Annotated in this window: 19 protein-coding genes; 10 read left to right on the top strand and 9 right to left on the bottom strand. The window is 72.4% G+C overall.

The genetic code is table 11. The annotated features are described in order from the left end of the window. Window positions 1-3: 3 nt before the first annotated feature. Both BZZ08_RS01265 and BZZ08_RS01260 read right to left on the bottom strand, forming a co-directional pair. Entirely contained in the window at window positions 4-432 is a 429-nt protein-coding gene (locus BZZ08_RS01265; protein ID WP_104630226.1) for a VOC family protein, read from the bottom strand. A 294-nt stretch (window positions 433-726) separates the two neighbouring features. Continuing rightward, window positions 727-1,152: a MarR family winged helix-turn-helix transcriptional regulator gene (locus tag BZZ08_RS01260; RefSeq protein WP_104630225.1), complete on the bottom strand. Its 426-nt coding sequence runs from the start codon at window positions 1,150-1,152 to the stop codon at window positions 727-729. 81 nt (window positions 1,153-1,233) lie between these two features. Here BZZ08_RS01260 and BZZ08_RS01255 point away from each other — a divergent pair, with 81 nt between their 5' ends. Continuing rightward, window positions 1,234-1,899 (top strand): MBL fold metallo-hydrolase, encoded by a 666-nt coding sequence (locus BZZ08_RS01255; protein WP_198601210.1) that lies wholly within the window; start codon window positions 1,234-1,236, stop codon window positions 1,897-1,899. Between the two features lie 66 nt (window positions 1,900-1,965). Next, the gene (locus BZZ08_RS01250; protein ID WP_104630223.1) at window positions 1,966-2,817 is read left to right on the top strand and encodes a helix-turn-helix transcriptional regulator; all 852 of its coding nucleotides are present in this window, start codon (window positions 1,966-1,968) and stop codon (window positions 2,815-2,817) included. A gap of 28 nt (window positions 2,818-2,845) precedes the next feature. Here the strand turns inward: BZZ08_RS01250 and BZZ08_RS01245 are convergent, their stop codons facing one another. Next, window positions 2,846-3,103, bottom strand: coding sequence for a helix-turn-helix domain-containing protein (locus BZZ08_RS01245; RefSeq protein ID WP_104630222.1), 258 nt, complete (start codon window positions 3,101-3,103; stop codon window positions 2,846-2,848). Next, window positions 3,103-3,594, bottom strand: coding sequence for a DUF2975 domain-containing protein (locus BZZ08_RS01240; RefSeq protein ID WP_104630361.1), 492 nt, complete (start codon window positions 3,592-3,594; stop codon window positions 3,103-3,105). The genes BZZ08_RS01245 and BZZ08_RS01240 overlap by 1 nt, the downstream gene beginning before the upstream one ends. Before the next feature lie 181 nt (window positions 3,595-3,775). On the opposite strand from BZZ08_RS01240, the gene tap reads away from it, so the two are divergent. The 4 genes from tap (at window position 3,776) to BZZ08_RS01220 (ending at window position 10,504) form a co-directional block, all read left to right on the top strand. Next, window positions 3,776-5,974, top strand: coding sequence for a telomere-associated protein Tap (gene tap / locus BZZ08_RS01235; protein WP_104630221.1), 2,199 nt, complete (start codon window positions 3,776-3,778; stop codon window positions 5,972-5,974). A 6-nt stretch (window positions 5,975-5,980) separates the two neighbouring features. Then, on the top strand, window positions 5,981-6,538 hold the full coding sequence (tpg, locus tag BZZ08_RS01230) for a telomere-protecting terminal protein Tpg (RefSeq protein WP_104630220.1): 558 nt from the start codon (window positions 5,981-5,983) through the stop codon (window positions 6,536-6,538). A gap of 272 nt (window positions 6,539-6,810) precedes the next feature. Then, window positions 6,811-7,266, top strand: coding sequence for an SRPBCC family protein (locus BZZ08_RS01225; protein WP_104630360.1), 456 nt, complete (start codon window positions 6,811-6,813; stop codon window positions 7,264-7,266). Between the two features lie 97 nt (window positions 7,267-7,363). After that, a complete protein-coding gene (locus BZZ08_RS01220) occupies window positions 7,364-10,504 on the top strand; it encodes a discoidin domain-containing protein (RefSeq protein ID WP_104630219.1) in 3,141 nt (1,046 codons plus the stop codon). Between the two features lie 27 nt (window positions 10,505-10,531). On the opposite strand, the gene BZZ08_RS01215 is transcribed toward BZZ08_RS01220, so the two are convergent. Further along, window positions 10,532-11,956, bottom strand: a complete 1,425-nt coding sequence (locus BZZ08_RS01215) for a glucose-6-phosphate dehydrogenase (protein WP_104630218.1) — start codon at window positions 11,954-11,956, stop codon at window positions 10,532-10,534. Next, window positions 11,953-13,779: a glycoside hydrolase family 15 protein gene (locus tag BZZ08_RS01210; RefSeq protein WP_104630217.1), complete on the bottom strand. Its 1,827-nt coding sequence runs from the start codon at window positions 13,777-13,779 to the stop codon at window positions 11,953-11,955. Before BZZ08_RS01210 ends, BZZ08_RS01215 begins: the two co-directional genes overlap by 4 nt. A 228-nt stretch (window positions 13,780-14,007) precedes the next feature. On the opposite strand from BZZ08_RS01210, the gene BZZ08_RS01205 reads away from it, so the two are divergent. From BZZ08_RS01205 to BZZ08_RS01195, 3 genes are read left to right on the top strand one after another with little or no spacing between them, the layout of a single operon-like run. Then, on the top strand, window positions 14,008-14,466 hold the full coding sequence (locus BZZ08_RS01205) for a universal stress protein (RefSeq protein WP_104630216.1): 459 nt from the start codon (window positions 14,008-14,010) through the stop codon (window positions 14,464-14,466). Between the two features lie 9 nt (window positions 14,467-14,475). Beyond that, complete coding sequence (locus BZZ08_RS01200) at window positions 14,476-16,266, top strand: IlvD/Edd family dehydratase (protein ID WP_104630215.1); 1,791 nt, start codon at window positions 14,476-14,478, stop codon at window positions 16,264-16,266. Then, window positions 16,253-17,272 carry a C-terminal binding protein gene (locus tag BZZ08_RS01195; protein WP_198601209.1) on the top strand — a complete coding sequence of 340 codons (1,020 nt, stop codon included), beginning with the start codon at window positions 16,253-16,255 and terminating at the stop codon, window positions 17,270-17,272. Before BZZ08_RS01200 ends, BZZ08_RS01195 begins: the two co-directional genes overlap by 14 nt. A gap of 15 nt (window positions 17,273-17,287) precedes the next feature. Here the strand turns inward: BZZ08_RS01195 and BZZ08_RS39215 are convergent, their stop codons facing one another. Together BZZ08_RS39215 and BZZ08_RS01190 are read right to left on the bottom strand one after the other, a co-directional pair. After that, window positions 17,288-17,443 carry a hypothetical protein gene (locus tag BZZ08_RS39215; RefSeq protein ID WP_241965306.1) on the bottom strand — a complete coding sequence of 52 codons (156 nt, stop codon included), beginning with the start codon at window positions 17,441-17,443 and terminating at the stop codon, window positions 17,288-17,290. Further along, window positions 17,440-17,871 (bottom strand): hypothetical protein, encoded by a 432-nt coding sequence (locus BZZ08_RS01190; protein WP_241965305.1) that lies wholly within the window; start codon window positions 17,869-17,871, stop codon window positions 17,440-17,442. Before BZZ08_RS01190 ends, BZZ08_RS39215 begins: the two co-directional genes overlap by 4 nt. A 41-nt stretch (window positions 17,872-17,912) precedes the next feature. On the opposite strand from BZZ08_RS01190, the gene BZZ08_RS01185 reads away from it, so the two are divergent. Beyond that, on the top strand, window positions 17,913-18,422 hold the full coding sequence (locus BZZ08_RS01185) for a diadenosine tetraphosphate hydrolase (RefSeq protein ID WP_104630214.1): 510 nt from the start codon (window positions 17,913-17,915) through the stop codon (window positions 18,420-18,422). Window positions 18,423-18,453: 31 nt separating this feature from the next. Here the strand turns inward: BZZ08_RS01185 and BZZ08_RS01180 are convergent, their stop codons facing one another. After that, window positions 18,454-20,883 (bottom strand): glycoside hydrolase family 95 protein, encoded by a 2,430-nt coding sequence (locus tag BZZ08_RS01180; protein ID WP_104630213.1) that lies wholly within the window; start codon window positions 20,881-20,883, stop codon window positions 18,454-18,456. Window positions 20,884-20,894 lie beyond the last annotated feature (11 nt).

Below are 20,894 nucleotides of genomic sequence, written 5' to 3'. Positions count from 1 at the left end.
TCCCTAAGGGCGGACGTAAGGCCGTGTCATGACCTCCATGTTGTGACCGTCCGGGTCGTCGAAATAGGCGCCGCGGCCACCGAACAGGCGGTTGATCCGGCCGGGTTCGGTGTGACCGGGGTCGGCGTAGTAGGTGACCCCGAGCGCCTCCAATCGGGCGATGACGGCGTCGAACCGCTCTTCGGGGACGAGGAAGGCATAGTGCTGCGACTGGATCGGCTCGTCCCTCTTCTCGTAGAAGTCGAGCGTCACGCCGTTGCCGAGATCGAGGGGCAGGAACGGCCCGAACGGGGCGCCGACCGTCAAGCCCAGGACCGCGGAGAGGAACTCGGCGGACAGGTGCCGGTCGTGCGCGTAGACGGCGGTGTGGTTCAACTGCACGCCACCAGGGGGCAGTTCGGGTGCAAGCGTGGGCTGCTGGTCAGTGGACATCAGAAGGTGTGTCTCCGGTCGTGGGAACCGCTGGAACGAGGCGCCCTGTGCGGGCGCCGGGCACTGGGACGCGGAGAGATGGCGGCGGGGCTCTTGCCCGCCTCGCGCTCACGCCGAGGCCGGGAACCCCACTCGTGCGTGGCCCATGGCCGACCCGGCAGTCACGCGACCGACTCTAGTGACCATGCCATACGGGGGCAACGTCGCTTCTCGGCCTACCCGGCGGGAACGCAGCGCACCGGCGCCCCACGCGCCCCGGCGCTGACCGGCTGGGTGGACATGCCTCCGACCCCGTCAGTGTTCGGTGAGGTGGGCCGTCAGCCGGGACAGCAGGGCGACGGACTCGCTCAGCCGCCGCCTTTCGTCGGGGTCGAAGGTCTCGCGGATGGCGGTGCCGAGGGCACCCGCGCGGAGGGTGCGTTCCCGCTGGAGGCGGGAGCGGCCGGCGTCGGTGAGGCGCAGCAGGAACTTGCGGCCGTCGTCGGGGTGCCGCTCGCTGTGGACCAGGCCGTCGGCGGAGAGGTCCTTGACCGACTTGGCGGCCGACTGGTGGGTGACGCCGCGCAGACGGGCGAGGTCGGCCGTCGTCAAGGGGCCGTCACGGTCGAGGTATCCGAGGATGGCGGCCTCGCCGGGAGGCATGGTGTCCACAGCTCGCACCGCACGGACCAGCTCCCCGATCGACCGCCGTAGTTCCTCAGCCAGCGCGTCTTCGTCCATGGGGTCACCCTAGCCGTATCTTCATCATCTCGTTGTACAGTTAGATTGTACAACTAGGCGATGGAAAGGAAGGACGTTGTCATGGAGCTCACCAAGTTCGGTCACGCGTGTGTGCGGCTCGAGAAGGACGGGCGCCGCCTGGTCATCGACCCGGGCGGCCTGACCGACCCCGGGGCGTTGGACGGCGCCGACGCCGTGCTCGTCACGCACGAGCACTTCGACCACTTCTCGGAGGAGGTGCTGCGCCGGGCGGCAGCAGCGCGTCCGGGGCTGCGTATCTGGACCGACGCCTCGGTCGCGAAGCGCCTGGACGGCCTCGGCACCCAGGTCGTCACCACCGGGGACGGGGACGCCTTCAGCGTCGCGGGCTTCGACGTCCGGGTCCACGGGACCTGGCACGCGGTCATCCACCCGGACGTCCCGCGCATTCCCAACATCGGCTTCCTGGTGGACGAGTCCCTGTTCCACCCCGGCGACGCCCTGACCGTCCCCGGCACTCCCGTCGACACGCTGCTGCTGCCCGTGCACGCGCCCTGGTCCACGGTCGGCGATCTGATCGACTACGTGCGCGAGGTCGCGCCCCACGATGCCTACGCCGTGCACGACGGCGCCCTCAACGACATCGGCACGACCATGGTCGAGGGCTTCCTCGGCGAACGGGGCCCGGGCGTCCCGGCCCGCTACCACCGGCTGGCCCCGGGCGCGTCGGTGGCGGTGAAGCCGGTGTCGTCGACGTGGCCGAGGTGATGGCCGGTCTCTTCCTGGGTGCGGTACACCCAGGAAGCTCACCGGACCATCGCCTAGCCTTGGGGCATGGACGACAACCACCTCGGGGAATTCCTGCGCGCGCGGCGCGCCGGACTGCGGCCGCAGGACGTCGGTATGGCGAGTCACGGCGTGCGCAGAGTGGCCGGGCTCCGCCGCGAGGAGGTCGCCGTTCTGGCCGGGGTCAACGCCGACTACTACACCCGGCTGGAGCAGGGCCGCGAGCGCCACCCCTCGCCGCAGGTGCTCGACGCTCTCGGCCGCGCGCTGCTCCTCGACACGGACGCTCACCTCCACCTGCACCGCCTGGCCGGGGTGGCACCGGCCACCCGGGGCTCGCTGCACGTCACCGAGCAGGTCAGTCCCGCACTGCGCCAGCTGATGGACGGCTACGCCCACACCCCCGCCTTCGTGATGAGCCGCACCCTCGACCTGCTGGCCGCCAACGCCCTGGCCGACGCGCTCTTCGCCCCCTTCACTCCCGCGGACAACCTGGCCCGCATGGTCTTCCTCGATCCGGCGGGCAGGCAGTTCTACCAGGACTGGGACCGGGCCGCCCAGGCCGTGGTCGCCAACCTGCGCCAGGCGGCCGGCTACGACTCCGACCACCCGCCTCTGGGCCGGCTCGTGGACACGCTCACCGAGCACAGTGCCGTGTTCCGGCGCCTGTGGGCGCAGCACTCCGTGCGCGGCAAGACCCGGGACGCCAAGCAGCTCCTCCACCCGGACGTCGGCGCCCTCTCCCTGACGTACCAGTCCTTCGACGTCCGCGACGCACCGGGGCAGCAACTCGTCATCTACCACGCCGAGCCGGGCAGCCCGTCGGCCCACGCCCTGGCCCTCCTCGGCTCCCTGCACGCCGGCGAGCGGCAGGCCGCGCCCGACTCCGCCGGACCGTGAGCCCCGCCGCCGTCGAGGCGCGCCGGAGCTAGGAGCCCGGACCGGCGGACGCCGTCCCGGAGGGTACGGCCTCCTCCGGTGTTTCCGCCTCCCAGCGCAGCAGGTCCCCCGGCTGGCATGCCAGTACCTCGCACAGAGCCGCGAGCGTGGTGAACCGCACCGCCTTGGCGCGGCCGTTCTTGAGCACGGCCAGATTGGCGGGGGTGATGCCGACCCGTTCCGCGAGTTCGCCCACGGACATCTTCCGCCTGGCCAGCATCACGTCGATGTCCACGACGATCGGCATCAGATCACCTCCGCCAGCTCGGCCCGCATCCGCGACGCCTCCACGTCCCGCGCGACGGCCTGGGCGAGCAGCATCCGCAGCACCAGGACGACGAGCGCCACCCCGAAGACGGCCAGCGCGGCTCCGCCCAGCAGGAGCACGATGCCCGGGGCGACGGCCTCGCCCGGGGCCAGGACGACCCCGAGCGCGAACACCAGCAGGGAGGCGGCCACGAACGCACCGATGATCAGGTGTACGTGCCGGAACGCGGCGAGGGAGAAGACGGTGCCGCGCCGCACCATCGTCACCAGCCGCCACACGCAGACCAGGACGACCTGGGCCGCCACCACGCCGAGGACCACGATCGTGAGGATCGGGACGAGCCGGCCGGAGAGGGCGCTGTCCTCGACGTCGACGGCCAGCAGGACCGCCATCACGGTCTGCACGAACACCGAGCCGGCGAGCAGTGCCACGAGCACGGCGCGCAGGGCGAGCACGGTCAGTTTTCCCATCATCACTCCTTCGATCGAACCACGATGGGAATCTATCGTTATTCGATAGGAGAGGCAAGGCGTGCCACGCAGAGGTCGCCCGTGGGGTCGCCCGCGGGGTCACCCTGGGGGCTGGCGTGCGTACGCGCTTCGTACGGTGTCCGTACGGCTTCCGGGTAGCGTGTCGGTCCGGAGGTGTTCCATGTCCGAGTTGTTCGACGCGGTCGACGCGCTGGTCGCGTCCCGCTCTCCGTTGCCGCCGGCGGAGGAGCGCAAGCGGCTGAGGGTCGCGCACGGTCTGACCCTGGACGAAGTCGCCGCCGCGTTGAAGGTGCGCCGGGCCACGGTGTCCGGCTGGGAGTCGCCCAAGAAGCCGACCGAGCCGCGCGGACCGGAGCGTGAGGCGTACGCGCGGCTGCTGGACAAGCTCGCGGAGCTCTACCCCGCACCGCCGGAGGGCAGCGTCCCCGAAGCGGCGGAGGTGCGGAAACCGTCCACGGGGCCGGACTCCGAGCCCGCGGTCGTCACGGCGGTCGAACAGGCCCCGCACCCCGCTCCCAGTGCCAAGCCCGTCCCGGGTCGTGCGCCCATCACTGCACCGTCGTCGACGGCGCGCCGTCGGAGTACGCGGCAGGCGGCTCCGTCCGGTGCCGCGGAGGACGGCCGCGACCCGCGGTTCGAGAACGGGCCACTGGCGGTCGTCGACGTGGACGGTGACGGACGGGTGCTGGCGTACTGCACCGGCGGTCTGGTGCTGGACGTGCCCGCCAGGAGCATCCCGGCCCTGGTGGACTGGACGCTGTCCGAGGCGAGGCTCGGCCAACCGAGGCTGTCGGGCCCCGGCAAGGACGCCGACCCGCTGCTCGTGCTCACCGAGGCCGCGCTGAAGCGCTACGGCCTCCCCGTCACCCTCACCGAGGAGGAACGGCTCGCCGGGCGGCTCCGCGAGGGCCACAAGGTGGTCAAGCAGCTGGCCCGCGCGGAATGGAAGCTGACCAAGCGCGGGTTCGGGCCATGGGCGCGGATCTACCGCCCGGCCACCGGGTCCGCGCGGGCCTGCGTGCAGCTGTGCATCCCGCCCTGGCACGCGCTCGACTCCCGGCACTGGGGCGAGGCCGGGCAGCTCCCGCCGGCCGAACTCGCCCGCGTCCTCGGCGTGTACGCGACGCGGGTGATGACGCCGCGCGGATCGACCGCGGTGACCGGCCTGGAGCTGATGACCGCGCTGCACCCGGCGACCCGCGCGTCCGGGCCCGACTCGACGGGCAAACGGCATCCCGAGCACAACCCCGGCTCGCTGGGCACGGATCCGGTGGACTGCGCGCCGTGCGAGGCACCCGACGGGCATCCACTGCTCAAGGGACTCCCCCGGTTCCATGTGCGCGAGCCCGGCGAGAAACTGTTCGAGGAGGCGTACGACTGGGCGCGGCCGATGACCGACGACGAGTGCACCCTGCGGCACCTGGTCGGCATCGACGTCAACATGGCCTTCGCCGCCGGGGCCAACGGCCTGGTCGTCGGCCTCGGCGGACCCACCCACGTCAGGGCTCCGGCGTTCGACCCGAAGCTGCCGGGCTCCTGGCTCGTGGACCTGTCCCACGTCGACCTGGCGCGGGTGCAGGTCGGCAAGGGCCGGTGGGCGGAGCTGGACGCGGATCTGCTGCCCAGCCCCTTCACCCCGAAGGGCGAGCGCCCCACGGGTCCGGCCTGGTACGCGACGCCCACCGTGGCGTACGCGGTGGAGCTGGGCTACGAGGTGCGACCGGTCGAGGCGTACCTCCGGTACGAGAACGGCCGCTACCTGGACGGCTGGTACCAGCGGCTGCGGGACGCCTACCTCGCCACCATGGCCGACCTCGGCGTGGGCACCGACCTGGCGCCCGCCGACTTCCTGGCGGCGATGGACGGCTACCGGCAACGTGACCCGCAGCTCGCCGTCGTCGCCTCCGCCATCAAGGCGACGGTCAAGGGCGGTCTGGGCAAGCTGCGCGAGCGGCCTCGCGGTGAGGGCTGGCGGCCCGGCGAACCGTGGCGTGCCCTGTCCCGGCCCACCTGGCGGCCGGACATCCGCGCGGCGGTCATCTCCCGTACCCGGGTCAACCTCCACCGGAAGATCGTCAAGCACGCGGCGTTCACCGGGCAGTACCCGGTCGCGGTCCTGTCCGACTGCGTCGTCTACGCGGCCGACGGCACCTCGCCGCTGGACTTCCTGCCCTACCGGGACGGCAAGCCCCTGCCGGGCGGCTTCAAACTGGGCGTCAATCCGGGGCTCGTCAAGCACGAGGGCACCCAGAGCGTGTTGTGGGGCGAGGAGGTCCGCGAGCGGTTCGACGCCCCGGAGCTCAACCTCGCCCGGTACATCAAGGACGGCACCGTCACCGACGTCGACAACGGGGAGTAGCGGACGATGAGTGTGTTCGGTGACGGCCTGGACGCCGCGGTACAGAAGGCGTTCACCCGACCGGCGCCCAAGAGCGCGCCCGCGCAGATGCGGTACCTGGTCAAGCAGCTCAAGGGCACCAAGGCGGTGGCCCAGTTGCTGCGGGTCTCCCAGCGCACCGTCGAGCGGTATGTGAAGGACCAGCTCAAGAGGCCCCGCCCGGATCTCGCCGCGCGCCTCGAACGCGAGGTGCGCAAGCGCTGGCAGCCGCAGGTCCGGGCCAGGGCACGGCAGCGGGCGGCGACCACCGACGGCATCGTCATCGACACCCGCGCCCGCATGGGTTACACGGCGCCGATCGGGTCGACGGACCAGGACCGCGTGCGGCACCTGACCGTCGCCCTGCCTCCGCCGTACGCGGCCCGCCTCTTCGAAGCCCGGGAAGCCGGAGCCGACGACGCCCGTCTCCAGGAGATCGCGGCCGAAGCCCTCAAGGAGGTGTACTTCCAGGACGGCGGCCGCCGCGCCGGCAGCCTGGAGGAGGTCCGCTTCACGGACATCGAGCACCTTGAGTTCGGCCTCTAGACCCCGGCACCCGGGCGTCTGGAGACCACGGTCTGCCGTATGGGACTTTCGGCAGTGCTCGGCAGACGTCCGGGTTACGTACCATCACCTCCGTGGAGAGAGGACTGAGGGGGTGTTCGTCGGTGGCGGCGCGGCATCGCGGCCTCACCCAGCTGTTCTCCAAGGCGCAGGACCGCTCCTCCGGACGGCCCCCTGTCCCGGCGCGTTCCCCGGGGTGGCCGGGTCGCCGGGCTAGTGTCGAGGCTCCGTCGTCCTGAGGGAGTGTGTTCGGCTTGGCACGGAATCGTCGCCTGATCCTGAGTACCCCGTCCGAGGTCTGGAGCCTGCTGGCCGACGGACACCGCTACGGGGAGTGGGTGACGGGCACCCAGCAGGTCCTCGCCGCGGACCCGCACTGGCCGCAGGTGGGTGCCCGGCTGCGCGTCAGGGTCGGTGTGGGTCCGCTGGTCCTCGACGACACCTGTGTCGTCCGCGTCTGCGAACCCGAGCGCCGCCTGGAACTGGAGGCGCGGGCCGAGCCGTTCGGCGCGGCCCGCATCGCCATGAAGCTGATGCCCTGGGGCGACGCCACGCTCTTCGTGCTGGACTGGCACGCGTTGCGGGGACCCGGCATCCGGATGCACGGACTGCCCGTGGACTACCTCGTCGAGGTCCGCAACGGCATGATGCTGACCAAGCTGGCCAGGATCGCCGTCCGGGAGCACGACCGCCCGCTGCAGCGGGGCTGACGGTGGATCTGCCTGGTCCGCGCCCATTGACACGCCACTTCGGGGCGTCCGAGGATGACCCCGTTGACAACGTTGTCGTCTGGTGAAGAGGACCATCATGGGCCCCATATCCGTCCCTCTCGGCCGCAGACACCTGCTGCGACTCCTCGGCGCGACCGGCGCCGCGGCCGCCCTCCAACCGGCGCTGGGGTCCCCTGCGGCCGCCGTCTCCTCCTCATCCTCCGGCTCCGCCCGGGCCGTTGACCCGCCGGACGACGTCGCCGCCACGTACCACCGCGTGCTGCTGCGGCACACCCGCTGGTCCGAGACGCAGTGGGACGAGGCCAAGGGCACCTACACCGACCGGTACTTCGGCTTCGCCGTCGTCCTCGGGCACGCCGTGCTGCTGACGCACGGGACCTTCGACGAGGACGCGGCCGGCATCGACCGGGAGACGCTCAAGCGCCGCACCCTGGCGACCCTGCGTCACTTCGCCGCCTCCAACCGGCTCACGGGTGGCACCCAGTGGGGCCGCACGCTGTTCTTCGACACCACCTTCCAGTCGTACTTCATCCTCGCGGCGCACCTGTTGTGGGACGAGCTCGACGCCGCCACCCGCTCCGCGGTGGACACCATCACCCGCGAACAGGCCGCGTACACGCACTCGCTGGGCACGGGCGACGACCCGGCCTCCGGCGACTGGACGCCGAACGGGCTCAAGGGCGGCTACGTCGGCGACACCAAGCTGGAGGAGATGGGTCTCTACGCGCAGACCCTCGCTCCGGCGCTGGCCTGGGCACCGGACGACCGGCGCCGCTCCGAGTGGGCGACCGACTACGGCACCTGGTCGCGCAACGAGGGCGGCCTGCCGCCCGCCGACCTCGCCAATCCCGCACGGGTGGACGGCGTCCCGGTCTCGCACAACACCGCGCACAACACGTACGACACCTTCATCGTCGAGAACCACGGCTCGTTCGGGCCGCACTACCAGGAGGAGATGTGGCGCACCTCGGGCCGTAACGCGGCACACTTCCTCGCGGCGGGCCGGCCGCTGCCCGAGGTGCTGACCAGGCAGCCCAACGCCGAGCCGCTGTGGCGGACGCTGCTGGGCGTCATGTCGGACGCGGGTGAGCCGCTGATGCCCATGGTGGACGACCGCGAGCACCTGTACGGCAGGGACGTCATCCCCCTGGCCTTCCTCTCCCGGGTCGTGGGAGACCGGGCGGCGGCCCGCGCGGAGACGGAGCTGGCCTCTCGGCTGGAGGCCTACCAGGCGTACCCGCCGGAGTACCGGCTGGCGAAGTTCTCGGGCGAGCCGAAGTACGAGCCCGAGGCGCGCGCGGAACTCGCCATCAGCTATCTGCTGCACGTGTGGCCGGATGCAGGGCCGCGGGTACGCCCGCTGTCGCGCGAGGAGTTGTTCGCGCACGCGTCGGGGGTCACCGATTTCGGGACCGGCCCCGGTCTGGTGTCCCACCAGTCCCCCGCGGCCTGGGCCGGTGCGGTGACCAAGCCCGGGTTCGTGAAGTTCGCCTGGCAGCCGGCGCACGACGACTGGCTGTTCCGGCTCGGCGGCGACACCCCGATGTTCCTGCCCTCGACCGCCGCGGAGGTCACCGGCAGGACGGTGCGGGTGCACACCGCGCTGCGGGACGGCTTCGACGGCAGCGCCACGGTGCTGCGCCTGGGCGAGAGCTTCGCCGGGTACGCGACACTGCCCACGGGCGCAGTCGTCTACGCGCCCGACGGGCCGGTCGCGGGCGGTTCGCGGCTCGACGTGCACAATCTCACGATGCCCGGGGTGGCGGGCCTGGACGGCAGCCGCACCTACCGGTTCGCGGAGGGTTCGGCCATGGTCCGCGCGCAGGACGCCACCGACTCGGCCGCGGGGCGGGTCGACGAACTGGCCTTCGCCCGGACGACGGTGCGGCACCTCCGCATGCTGGGCGTTCAGCCCGACCCGACGTACGGGTACTCGCTGTACGCGGTCGAGGTGCGGGACGGGGCCGAGAGCCCCGACCTGGCGCGAGGAGGCACGGCGACGGCCTCCTCCCAGTCGGCCGGCATGGGTCCGGGGCTGGCGGTGGACGGTGACGCCCGGACCCGCTGGGCGGTCTCCCGCGAGGACCGGAAGCGCGCGGACAGCTGGTGGGCGGTGGACCTCGGCGCCGAGCGTCCGCTGGACCGGGTCACGCTGCGCTGGGAGGCGGCCGCCGGCCGCTCCTATCGGATCCAGGGTTCGTCCGACGGCGAGCGGTGGACCGACCTGGCGACCGGGCCGGCCCCGGCGCTGCGCAGCCGCGGCGGCTGGCTCGACGTCGACGGCCGTGCCGGGCTGGTCGTACGCGGCGGGGACGAGCACACGCTGGCCGTGTACGGCGACACGATCGCCCCGGCCGAGGGGGCACGGGAACCGCTCGTGATCGAGGGGCACTGCGGTGTGTCCGCCGACGAGCTGCGCGCGCTGGCCGCCGGCGCCGCGCCCACCGCTGCGGACGGCCGGGTCCACGCGGCGCGGGTGGACGGGTACCTGGGCCTGTTCAACCTGTCGGCGGACGAGGTGGAGACGCGGGTCGTGGTCCCGCAACGCGGCGGACGCCGAGAGGTCTACGAGGGCGAGCAGACGGTGACCCGGGAGGGCGTCGACTACCGTGCGCGGCTGGACGCGGCGTCGGCTTCGCTGCTCGCGCCGCGTTTCGTCCTCACCGCACTGTCCGGCCGGACCCTGCCGTCCGGGCTGCGGGTCCGGGTGGCCGACGGGGCGACCCTGCTCCTGTCCGGCGCGCACTGCCGGCTGCGGATCGAGGCGCAGGGCCGCAGCACCGACGCCACCGTGCGGGACGGGCGCGAGACCCGCGTGACGCTGCGCGGTGCACAGCCCTTCCCGCACCACGACCACGCCCTGGGCCGGACGACCTTCCCGACGAGCCCGCTGCCGCCCGGGATGTCCCGTCCGGACGCCGGCGTGGACGGCGACCCGGACACGGCGTGGCAGCCCGGCCGGGACGGCCGCATGGTGGTCGACCTCGGCGCGCCCACCGAGGTGCGCTGGGTGGAGGCGCAGTGGAGGACCGGCGCGGCTCCGGCGGCCCGCGTGGAGTTCAGCACCGACGGGGTGCGCTATCAGCGTGCCGGGACCCTGGACGGCCGCGGACGCGTCCGCCGGCTCACCCGTGCGGGCTCGGCCCGGTACGTCGCGGTGACGGTGCAGGGCGCACCGCACGCGCACGACGGGCTGATCCGGCTCTCCGTGGGATGAGGCGGCGTCCTCGTCGGGCGCGGACGCTCACTCGGTCGGTGTGACGGCCTCCTCGTGCAGCAGGTCGTCCCGGCGTTCGGGCATGGCGTGCCGCGGCGGTGGTCCGTCCGAGCCGGCCGGGTACTCCTCCAGCGGCACCAGTCCCCTCTCCCAGGCGGACAGGACCGGATCGACGACGCGCCACGCCTCCTCGGCCTCGTCGCCGCGGAGGGACAGGGCCGGGTCGCCCCGGAGGACGTCCAGCAGCAGACGGCCGTAGGCCGGCAGGTCGGGGGCGTCCATGCGGGCCGTCAAGGAGAGTTGCGTGAGGGTTTCCGGACGAGAGCCGGTCGCGGTCAGATCCATGCTCAGGCTCTCCGGTTCCAGTCCGAAGCGCAGCACGTTGGGACGCACGTCCTGGTCCTGGCCGAACGGCAGGTGCGGGACCGAGCGGAAGCGCACCGCGACCTCCTTGCGGTCCTTGCCGAGGGCCTTGCCGCTGCGCAGCCGGAACCGGGTGCCCGCCCAGCGCCAGCTGTCGAGTTCCAGCACCATTTCGGCGAAGGTCTCGGTCCGGCGCCGCGGGTCGACGCCGGCCTCGTCGACGTAGGCGGGCACGTCGCGGCCGACGCCCCGCCCGCCCGAGTAGCGGGCGCGGCGCGTGCGCTGTACGACGTCGTAGTCGGTCAGCGGCCGTACCGACCGCAGGACGTCGACCTTGCGGTCGCGCAGGTCCCGCTCGCCGAGGGTGAGCGGGGGTTCCATGGCGACCAGGCACAGCAGCTGCAGCAGGTGGTTCTGCACCATGTCCTTCAGCGCGCCCACCTGGTCGTAGTAGCCCGCCCGTCCCTCCAGGGCGAGGGTCTCGTCCCAGACGATCTCGATCTCGGCGATGTGGGTGCTGTTCCAGATCGGTTCGAGCATCCGGTTGGCCAGCCGGCTGCCGAGCACGTTCTGGACGGTCGTCATGGCCAGGAAGTGGTCGACCCGGAAGACGGCGCGCTCCGGCACGAGTTCGCGGAGCAGCCGGTTGAGTTCCTGTGCGTCGGCGAGGTTCTCCCCGAAGGGCTTCTCCAGGACGATGCGGCTGCCCCGGGGCAGTCCGGCCCGGTGGAGCGCGGTCACCGCCGCCGGGAAGAGCGCCGGCGGGAGGGCGAGGTACACGGCCACGGGGCCGTCACCGGCGACGGCCGCGGCCACGTCCGCGGGGTCGGTGACGTCGGCCCTGCGGTAGTCCGCCGACGCCGTGACGGCTCGCCGGGCGTCGGCGGGGAAGCCGGTTCCGTGGCGGGCGAGCTGGCCGTCGGCCCACTCGCGGTACCGGGCGCCGTCCCACTCCTCCCGGCTGGATGCGCGCAGGCTGAACCGTTCGTCGAGGTGTCCCGCCGCGTACAGGGCGGCCAGGGCCGGCAGGAGGTAGCGGCCCGTGAGGTCGCCCGTCCCGCCGAACACGACGAGTCGTCGGATGGTCATCGCGAAGCGCTCCTCGCCCTTTCGAGGTTCACTCCGCTGGCGATGGTCCCGATATGGCTGAACGCCTGGGGCGCGTTGCCCATGAATACTCCCGTGGTGGGGTCGATCTGCTCCGACAGCAGCCCCAGGGGGCTCGCCCGCGAGCACAGTGAGTCGTACAGTTCCTCGGCCTCGTCGAGACGGCCCTGGCCGGTCAGGTTGTCGACCATCCAGAAGCTGCACAGGACGAAGGCGCCCTCGTCTCCGGGCAGACCGTCGGGGTGTTCGTCGTGCAGGTAGCGGTAGAGCAGCCCGTCGCCCGCCGACAGGCGTTCGGCGACGGCCCTGGTGGTCGCGACCATCCGCGGGTGGTCGACCGGCAGGACCTGGCGCAGCGGCAGGTTCAGCAGACTGGCGTCGACCACGCCTCCGCCGTCCATGTACACGCTGAGCGTCTGGGCCTGCTCGTCCCAGGACTGCTCCAGGATGAGTTCGCTCAACCGGCCCGCCTCCCGGCGCCACGAGCCGACGTTGCCGGGCAAGCCGTAGCGTTCAGCGATCCGGGCCGCCCGGTCCAGGGCCACCTGGCACAGGCCGACGGAGTAGGTGAACGGACGGCCCTCGCTGCGGACCTCCCACAAGCCCTGGTCCGGCCGGCGCCAGGCGTGGGCGGCCGTGTCGGCGAGCCCGGCCAGGCTGGCCCACATGGCGGGCTGGATCTCGCCGCCCCGGCGCAGCCACTGGTCGGCGCAGTCCAGGATCTCGCCGTACACGTCGTGCTGGCGCTGGTCGGCGGCGCCGTTGCCCCAGCGTACGGGCGAGGAGCCCCGGTATCCCTCCAGCCCGGCGTCCTCCGTCTCGTCCGGCACCCGGTCGCCGTCCAGGGTGTACATGATGAGTGGCCGGCGGCTGCGCTCGAACGCGTCGAGGACCCAGCCGAGGAAGGCGTCGGCCTCGCCGCCGAAGCCGATGCGGCGCAGCGCGAAGACCGCGAAGGCGGCATCCCGGATCCAGGCGTAGCGGTAGTCCCAGTTGCGGACGCCGCCGATGGGGGCCGGCAGCGAGGAGGTGGGGGCGGCGACGAGTGACCCGTTCGCCCAGTCGTCGCACAGCTTCAGGGTGATCGCGGCCCGCCTGACGAGTGCCTCCTGCGGACCCGCGTAGTCGCACGAGCGCATCCACCGCCGCCAGGCGTCCGCCGTCTGGCGCAGCATGGCGTCGGGGTCGAAGCGGTGGTGACGGTGGAAGCGTCCCCAGGACAGGACGAGGTCGAGCCGGTCGCCCTGTTCCAGGTCCTGCACGGTCCGCAGGCCGCTCAGGGGGCGGTTGGAGCGCAGGTGAAGGCGCAGTCCCTCGTTGCGGGCGGGCCGTACCTCCAGTCCGCTGTACAGGTGGTGGGCGTCGGCCCCGCCGCGCGGTTCCACCTCCACCCTGAGGCGTACCCGTCCGTCCAGAACCAGTACGGAGCGGACCAGTTCCCCGCGGCCGGACGGCGCGTCGTCCGACAGGTCGGCCCCGGAGCGCAGGGCCAGCGCGTCCGTGACGCGCACCAGCCCCGTGTCACTGCGCAGCTCCGTGTGCAGCACTCCGGTGTCGGGTTCGTACCGTTGCCGGGCCTCGCGCAGGTTCTCCGGCGTCACGGTGAAGTGGCCGCCCCCGGCACGGTCCAGCAGCGCGCAGAACACGGGGTCGGAGTCGAACCGGGGCAGACACATCCACGGGATGGTGCCGTCGAGGCCGACGAGCGCCGCGGTGGTGCCGTCCCCGATCAGGCCGAGGTCCTCAAGGGGCAGGTATCCGTCCGGTCGGCGAACCGGCCGGAACGGCGGGTCGGGATCGTACATACCGTTCGCTCCTCAGCAGCCACCTGCGCCTGGTGCTCATGATCCAGAGTCACCGAAGCCGTCCCGGCCCGCAAACCAGGCCGCCGGGTCGCACCCGCCCGCCGCACCGGCCGGACCTGGCCGCCGAACTGCGCGTACGGCGTGGCCGGGGAATACTGGGCGTGATCCTCCGGCCGCGGGACACCGATGCCCGCAGGCCGTGCGCCCCCGCCGAGTGGAGGAGCGTTCATGGTTGACCAGCGCGAGGAATCGGGCCGCATCGTGGTCGGAGTGGACGGTTCGGACTCGTCGAAACAGGCCGTCCGCTGGGCCGTACGCCAGGCGGAGGTCACTCGCGGTGCGGTCGAGGCGGTGACCGCGTGGGAGTTCCCGCAGTTCCACGGCGCACTCGGCTGGCTGCCCCCGTCGAGCAGCGATGAAGGCGCGCTCCAGGCCCGGGCCCACCAGGAACTCACCCGGACCGTCGAGGAGGCCGTGGGACCGCGGCCGCCGGCGGAGGTGCGTGCCGAGGCCCGTTACGGCACCCCGGCCGGGGTGCTGCTGCACGCCGCCCGGGGCGCGGCGCTGCTCGTGGTCGGGAGCCGCGGACTCGGCGGCTTCACCGGGCTGCTGCTGGGATCGGTGGCCCAGCACTGCGTTCAGAACGCGCCCTGTCCGGTCCTCGTGGTGCGTGGCGAGGACGGCTGAGGAGCCCGCATGTCACAGACGGACGGAACGCCGGGGCAGCTGCGCAGCCGGGCCTGGTGGGACAACACGGACAACCCGGAGATGACCGCCCTGTACCTGGAGCGGTTTCTGAACTACGGCCTCACCTCGGCCGAGCTCCGGTCGGGTCGGCCGATCATCGGCATCGCCCAGACGGGCAACGACCTGGTCCCCTGCAATCGGCACCATCTGGGTCTCGCCGACCGGGTCAAGGACGGGGTCAGGGACGGTGGCGGGATCCCGTTCGAATTTCCCGTCCACCCGTTGCAGGAGACGGGAAAACGCCCGACCGCGGCCCTTGACCGCAACCTCGCCTATCTCGGGCTGGTCGAGGTCCTGTACGGATACCCGCTCGACGGCGTGGTCCTGACGACGGGCTGCGACAAGACCACCCCGGCATGCCTGATGGCGGCGGCGACGGTGAACCTTCCGGCGATCGTCCTGTCCGGCGGCCCCATGCTCAACGGCTACCACAACGGGATGCGGACCGGCTCGGGACTGGTGATCTGGCAGTCGAAACGCCTGCTCGCCAGCGGGGAGATCGACCACGACGAGTACATGGCCCGCGTGACCGCGTCCGCGCCCAGCACCGGGCACTGCAACACCATGGGCACCGCGCTGTCGATGAACAGCCTGGCCGAGGCCCTGGGCATGTCCCTCCCCGGCTGCGCCGCCATCCCGGCCCCCTACGCCGAGCGGGCGCAGATGGCCTACGACACCGGCCGCCGCGCGGTGGCCGTGGTGCGCGAGGACCTGACCCCGCGCAAGATCATGACCCGGCGTGCCTTCGAGAACGCGATCGTCGTGGCATCGGCCATCGCCGCGTCGACCAACGCACCCATCCACGTCAACGCCATCGCCCGTCACGTGGGGGTGGACCTGTCCAACGAGGACTGGCAGCGCGTGGGCCGCGACGTTCCGGTGCTGGTGAACCTCGCGCCCGCGGGTGAGTTCCTCGGCGAGGACTTCCACCGCGCCGGCGGGGTCCCCGCGGTCATGCGGTCGTTGCTGGCGGCGGGACACCTGCACGGTGACGCGGTGACGGTCTCGGGCCGTACGGTGGCCGCGAATCTGGAGGACGCCCCGTCCGCCGACCCGGCGGTCATCCGCCCCCTCGACGACCCGGTGAGTGCGCGGGGCGGCCTCCTCGTCATGAGCGGGAACCTGTTCGATTCCGCGATCATGAAAACGTCCGTGCTCTCCGACGGCTTCCGGTCCCGTCGCCTGCCGAGCCCCGACGGCTCGTCCGTCTTCGAGTTCCGGGCGATCGTCTTCGACGGCCCCGAGGACTACCACGCCCGCATCGAGGACCCCGAGCTGGACATCGACCAGGACTGCATCCTCGTCATCCGCTACACGGGGCCGGTCGGATACCCGGGCTCGGCCGAGGTGGTGAACATGGAGCTTCCCGCCTCGTTGAGCCGGCGGGGCCTCACCGCGCTGCCCGCGCTCGGTGACGGCCGCCAGAGCGGCACCTCGGACGCGCCGTCCATCCTCAACGCCAGTCCCGAGGCGGCGGTCGGCGGCAACCTCGCCATCCTGCGTACCGGCGACCGGATCCGCGTCGACCTGGACCGGGCACGTGTCGACGTCCTGCTGCCGGACGAGGAGATCTCCGAACGGATGGCCCGGCACGAACCTCCGGCACTGGAGCACCAGACGCCGTGGCAGGAGATCTACCGTGCCACGGTCGGTCAGCTGGACAGCGGCGGCTGCCTCGAACTCGCCGTGTCCTACCAGGATCTCGTCCACACCAAGGGGATTCCGCGTGACTCGCACTGACCCCGGCCGAACGGTTCTGATCGCCGACTCGGACTTCGGCGACGTGGACATCGAACGCGCGATCGTCGAAGGCGCCGGGCTTCGGCTCGTCGCCGCGCAGTGCAAGAGCGAGGACGAGGTGATCGAGGCGGGCAGGGAGGCCGGTGGCGTCCTGACCCAGTACGTGCGCGTCGGTTCCCGCGCCATCGACGCGCTGCCCCACTGCCGGGTGATCGCCCGCTACGGGACCGGTGTGGACATCGTCGACGTCGACGCCGCGACCCGGCGCGGCATCCAGGTGACGAACGCGCCCAACGACTGGTGCGCCGACGAGGTCGCCGACCACGCCGTGGCGCTCTGGCTCGCGGCGGCCCGCAAGATCTGCCGGTACGACCGGGCGACGCGACGCGGCGCATGGCACTGGAAGACGGGCAGACCCGTCCACAGGCTCAGGGGGCAGGTGCTGGGCATCCTGTCCTTCGGCGCCATCGCGCGGCTCGTCGCCGAACGGGCCCGCGCATTCGGTGTGGAGGTGTGGGCGCACGACCCGTTCGTCGACGAGTCCGAGATCCGTGCCTGCCAGGTCCGGCCGGTGTCCTTCGACGACCTGGTGGAGGGAGCCGACCACGTGGTGGTCCAGGCGCCGCTCACCCCGCAGACACACCACACCTTCGACCGCGCGACGCTCCGCCGTATGAAGCCCACCGCCGTTCTCGTCAACACCGCACGCGGGCCCATCGTGGAGGACGCGGCGCTGTACCAGGCGCTGACCGAAGGGTGGATCGCCGGCGCGGCGCTGGACGACATCGAGGAAGAGCCCGCGAAGCAACGCGACTGGCAGCCCAGCAACCCCCTGCTCGAACTGCCCAACGTGATCGTCACCCCGCACGCCGCCTACTACTCGGAGGAAGCCGTCGGGACGGTGCGCACCATCGCGGCGGAAGAGGCCGTGCGGGTCCTGACCGGGGAACCGGCACGGTACCCCGTCAACGAACCGACCCGCGACTCCCGCTCGCACGGCGGGTGAGCGGGCCGCTCAGGGTCAGGGGCGCAGGCGGGCGAGTTCGTCCGCGCGGCGGAGGTCCTTCGGGCGGCCTAGGGCCCGCCGCATCCGGATCAGGTCGTCGAGTGCGGCGTAGCGGACGGTGAAGCCCACCGGGTCGCGCGTGGTCTCGGCCCGGGTCAGGCAGGGGGTCACATCCAGGTCGCCCCAGCGGAGGACGGGGGTGCACAGGCTCCGTCGGCGCCGGTGACCCGGTACCCGGTCTGTTCGCGGCCGAGATCGGGCAGTTCGGTGCAGCCGCAGGCGGCGAGGGCGGCACGCAGGGCGCGTGCCTCGTCAGGGGTGCCGTCCCACAACAGGTCCAGGTCTCCGGTCAGTTCGGTGGAGCCGTGCAGGAGGCCGGCGACCTGACCGATGACCACCGCCTGCGACCCGGCGTCGTGCAGTGCCCGGAGGAAGGGAAAGGGGTCGAAGCCGAGTGCCCCGTCCGTGGCGAAGGTGCCCCGCACGTCGTCGGCCGCCTCCTCCGGGCGGCACCCGGCGGGGGCGCGGTCTCGCGTTGCCTGCCGGGTCCGGGTGATCGCCCGCCGCAGGCGCAGGGCAGCAGCCGTTGTCTCGCTCATGCGCCCATCCAACGCCGCCCCGGCCACTGTAGGTTGAGGCGGTGACGGATGACTGGCGGAGGGATCGGATCGGGTCCGCGCTCAGGGGTGAGAACCCGACCGTGCTGCGCCGGTTGACGGCCGGATTCGCGGTGATCGGGGATGTTCAGTTCCTGCCGGGCTACTCGGTGCTGCTCGTGGACGAGCCGGGTGTGCAGCGGTTGTCGGACCTGCCGAGGGCCAGGCGGCTGTCGTTCCTGTCGGACCTGGACCGGCTCGGGGAGGCCGTCGAGCGCGCCTGCCGGCGGCTGGACCCCGCCTTCCGCCGGGTCAACCTGGAGATCCTGGGGAACACGGATCCGTTCCTGCACGCGCATGTCTGGCCGCGGTACGAGTGGGAGCCGGCGGAGGTGGTGGGTCTTCCGGTGTGGGTCTATCCGCGTGAGCGGTGGAGTGACGAGGAGTTCGGGCTCGGTCCTCGGCACGACGCGCTGCGCGAGGCCATCGGCGGCGAACTGGACCGGCTCGTGGCGGACCCCGTCGAGGGCACCGCGGTCGCCCCGTTCCGGTGAGGCGGCCGCGGTGACGCTGTGCCGGGTGCCGCTACGGGGCGACCGGACCGAGCACGTACCGGCCGCCGCGGTGGGTGCCGAAGGACACCACGCCCGGCTCGGGGCGGTCGGGCTCGGCCCCCTCGACACGCACCGGGTGCGGGGTGCGGATCCGTACGGGGTTGCCGAGCAGCGAGCGCACCTCCGCGCGGCTGATGCCGTCCGCCGTCCACTCCAGGTCGACCTCGAAGCCGCCGCGTGCCCGCAGCCCCCGGAAGGAGCCGGTCGGCCAGGCGTCGGGCAGCGCGGGCAGCAGCTCGATCTCGCCGGCGTGGCTCTGCACCAGCATCTCGGTGATGCCGGAGACACCGCCGAAGTTGCCGTCGATCTGGAAGGGCGGGTGCAGGTCGAAGAGGTTGGGCGCGGTGCGCGCCGGGGTGAGCAGGTCCGCCAGGTGCCGGTAGGCGCGTGCCGGGTCGAGCAGCCGGGCCCACATGTTGATCTTCCAGGCGAGGGACCAGCCCTGTCCCGCGGTGCCGCGCAGCTCCAGGCTCTTCTTGGCCGCCTCGGCGAGTTCCGGGGTGCCCCGGGGGGTGATCTGCGCGCTGGGGAAGACGCCGTACAGGTGGGACACATGGCGGCTTCTGACCAGGGCCGCCTCCTCCCAGTCCACGAGCCACTCCTGGATCTGGCCGAGGTAGCCGACGCGGGTGGGGGCGAGCCGGTCGCGGACCTCGGTGACGCGTTCGACGAGGCGGGCGTCGCGGTCGAGTACCTTGGCGGCCTGCCGGAAGGCGTCGAAGAGGTCCCGCAGGAGCTGCATGTCCATCGTGGGACCGGCGCAGATGCTGACGCTCTCCCCCTCGTCCTGGTGGTGGGTGACCTCGGGCGACTGCGAGGGGTTGGTGACGAGCCAGCCGGTCTCCGCGTCCACCTGGAGGGTGTCGAGGAAGAACTCCACCGCGCCCTTCATCACCGGGTAGTTGCGGCTGAGCGCGCCCGTCTCGCCGGTGAACCGGTAGTGGTCCCACAGCATCACGCACAGCCAGGCGCCGCCGGTCGGCCACATGCCGTACTGGGCGGCGTCCACCGGTGCCGTGCCGCGCCAGCCGTCGGTGTTGTGGTGCAGGACCCAGCCGGGGGCGTCGTACAACTCCTTCGCGGTGCGGGTGCCGGACTCGGCCAGTTCGTGCACCATCCGCACGGCCGGGTCCCAGCACTCGGCGAGGTTGCCGGGGCCGGCGGGCCAGTAGTTCATCTCGAAGTTGATGTTGACGGTGTACTTGGACTCCCAGGCCGGGTTCAGGCTGTCGTTCCACAGGCCCTGGAGGTTGGCGGGCTGTCCGGGCGACCGGGAGCTGGAGGCGAGCAGGTAGCGGCCGTACTGGAAGTAGAGCGCGGCCAGTTGGGGGTCCTTGCCGTCGGCGAACAGCGGGATGCGTTCGTCGGTGGGGAGGTTCGTGCGTTCGGAGGGGCCGAGGTCGATGGCGACGCGGCTGAACAGGCGCCGGTGGTCGGCGACGTGCCGGGCGCGCAGGTGCGCGTACGGCTTCCTCGCGGCCGGGGTCAGATGGTTGCGGGCGCGGGCCTTCGGGTCCGCGCCGGCGTCGAGGTAGTTGCGGTAGCTGGTCGCCATGGAGATCACGAGGGTGACGCTGTCGGCGCCCTCGACGGTGAGTGTCCCGCCGTCGGTGCGCACCCGGCCGCCCTCCGCCTCGGCGCGGGCCAGGGCCCGGAAGCGCACCGAGCCGGGCAGTCCGTACCAGTCGCCGCTGACGCCGTCGAGGGCGATGGTGCGGGCGTCCACGGCCGAGTCGCCGGATCGCTGCGGGCTGGTGAAGCGGGCGGAGAAGCCGACGGCGCCCGGGGTGTCGGTGCTCAGCCGGACGACGAGTACCTGGTCGGGGACGCTGGCGAAGACCTCGCGGACATGGCGTACCCCACCCCGTGTGTAGGCGGTGCGTGCCACGGCGGTCTCCAGGTCCAGCTCGCGCTCGTAGTCGCTCACCTCGCCCTGGCCCGCGAGGGTGAGTTCGAGGTCGCCGAGCACCTGATAGGCGGCCTGCTCCGAGGGGCTGCCCAGGAATTCGGCGTCGATCAGCCGCTGTGCCTGGTTCCACTTCTCCTCGACCACGAGGCGGCGGATCTCGGCCAGGTGCCGCACCGCGTCGGGGCGGGCGTAGTCGTGGGGGCCGCCGGCCCACAGGCTGTCCTCGTTGAGCTGGAGCCGTTCGGTGTCGGTGCCGCCGAAGACCATGGCGCCGAGCCGCCCGTTGCCGACCGGCAGGGCCTCGAGCCACTCCCCCGCCGGGGCGCGGTACCACAGCCGCATCGGGTTGGCGTCGTGGTCCCCTCGCCGCGCCACCGACGCGGTGGTGTCCCCCGTCTGTGGCGCGGCCTGTGCGGGAGCGGCGCTCAGCGCGGTCGCCGCCGCGGAGGCTCCGGCAGCGGCCAGGACGTTTCGTCGGGACAACTCGGGCATGGCTGTGCCTC

The sequence above is a fragment of the Streptomyces sp. MH60 genome, from assembly GCF_002939385.1.
Lineage (GTDB): Bacteria > Actinomycetota > Actinomycetes > Streptomycetales > Streptomycetaceae > Streptomyces.
The sequence above is the reverse complement of the archived record's forward strand: the minus strand, read 5'-3'. Positions and strand labels throughout refer to the sequence as shown.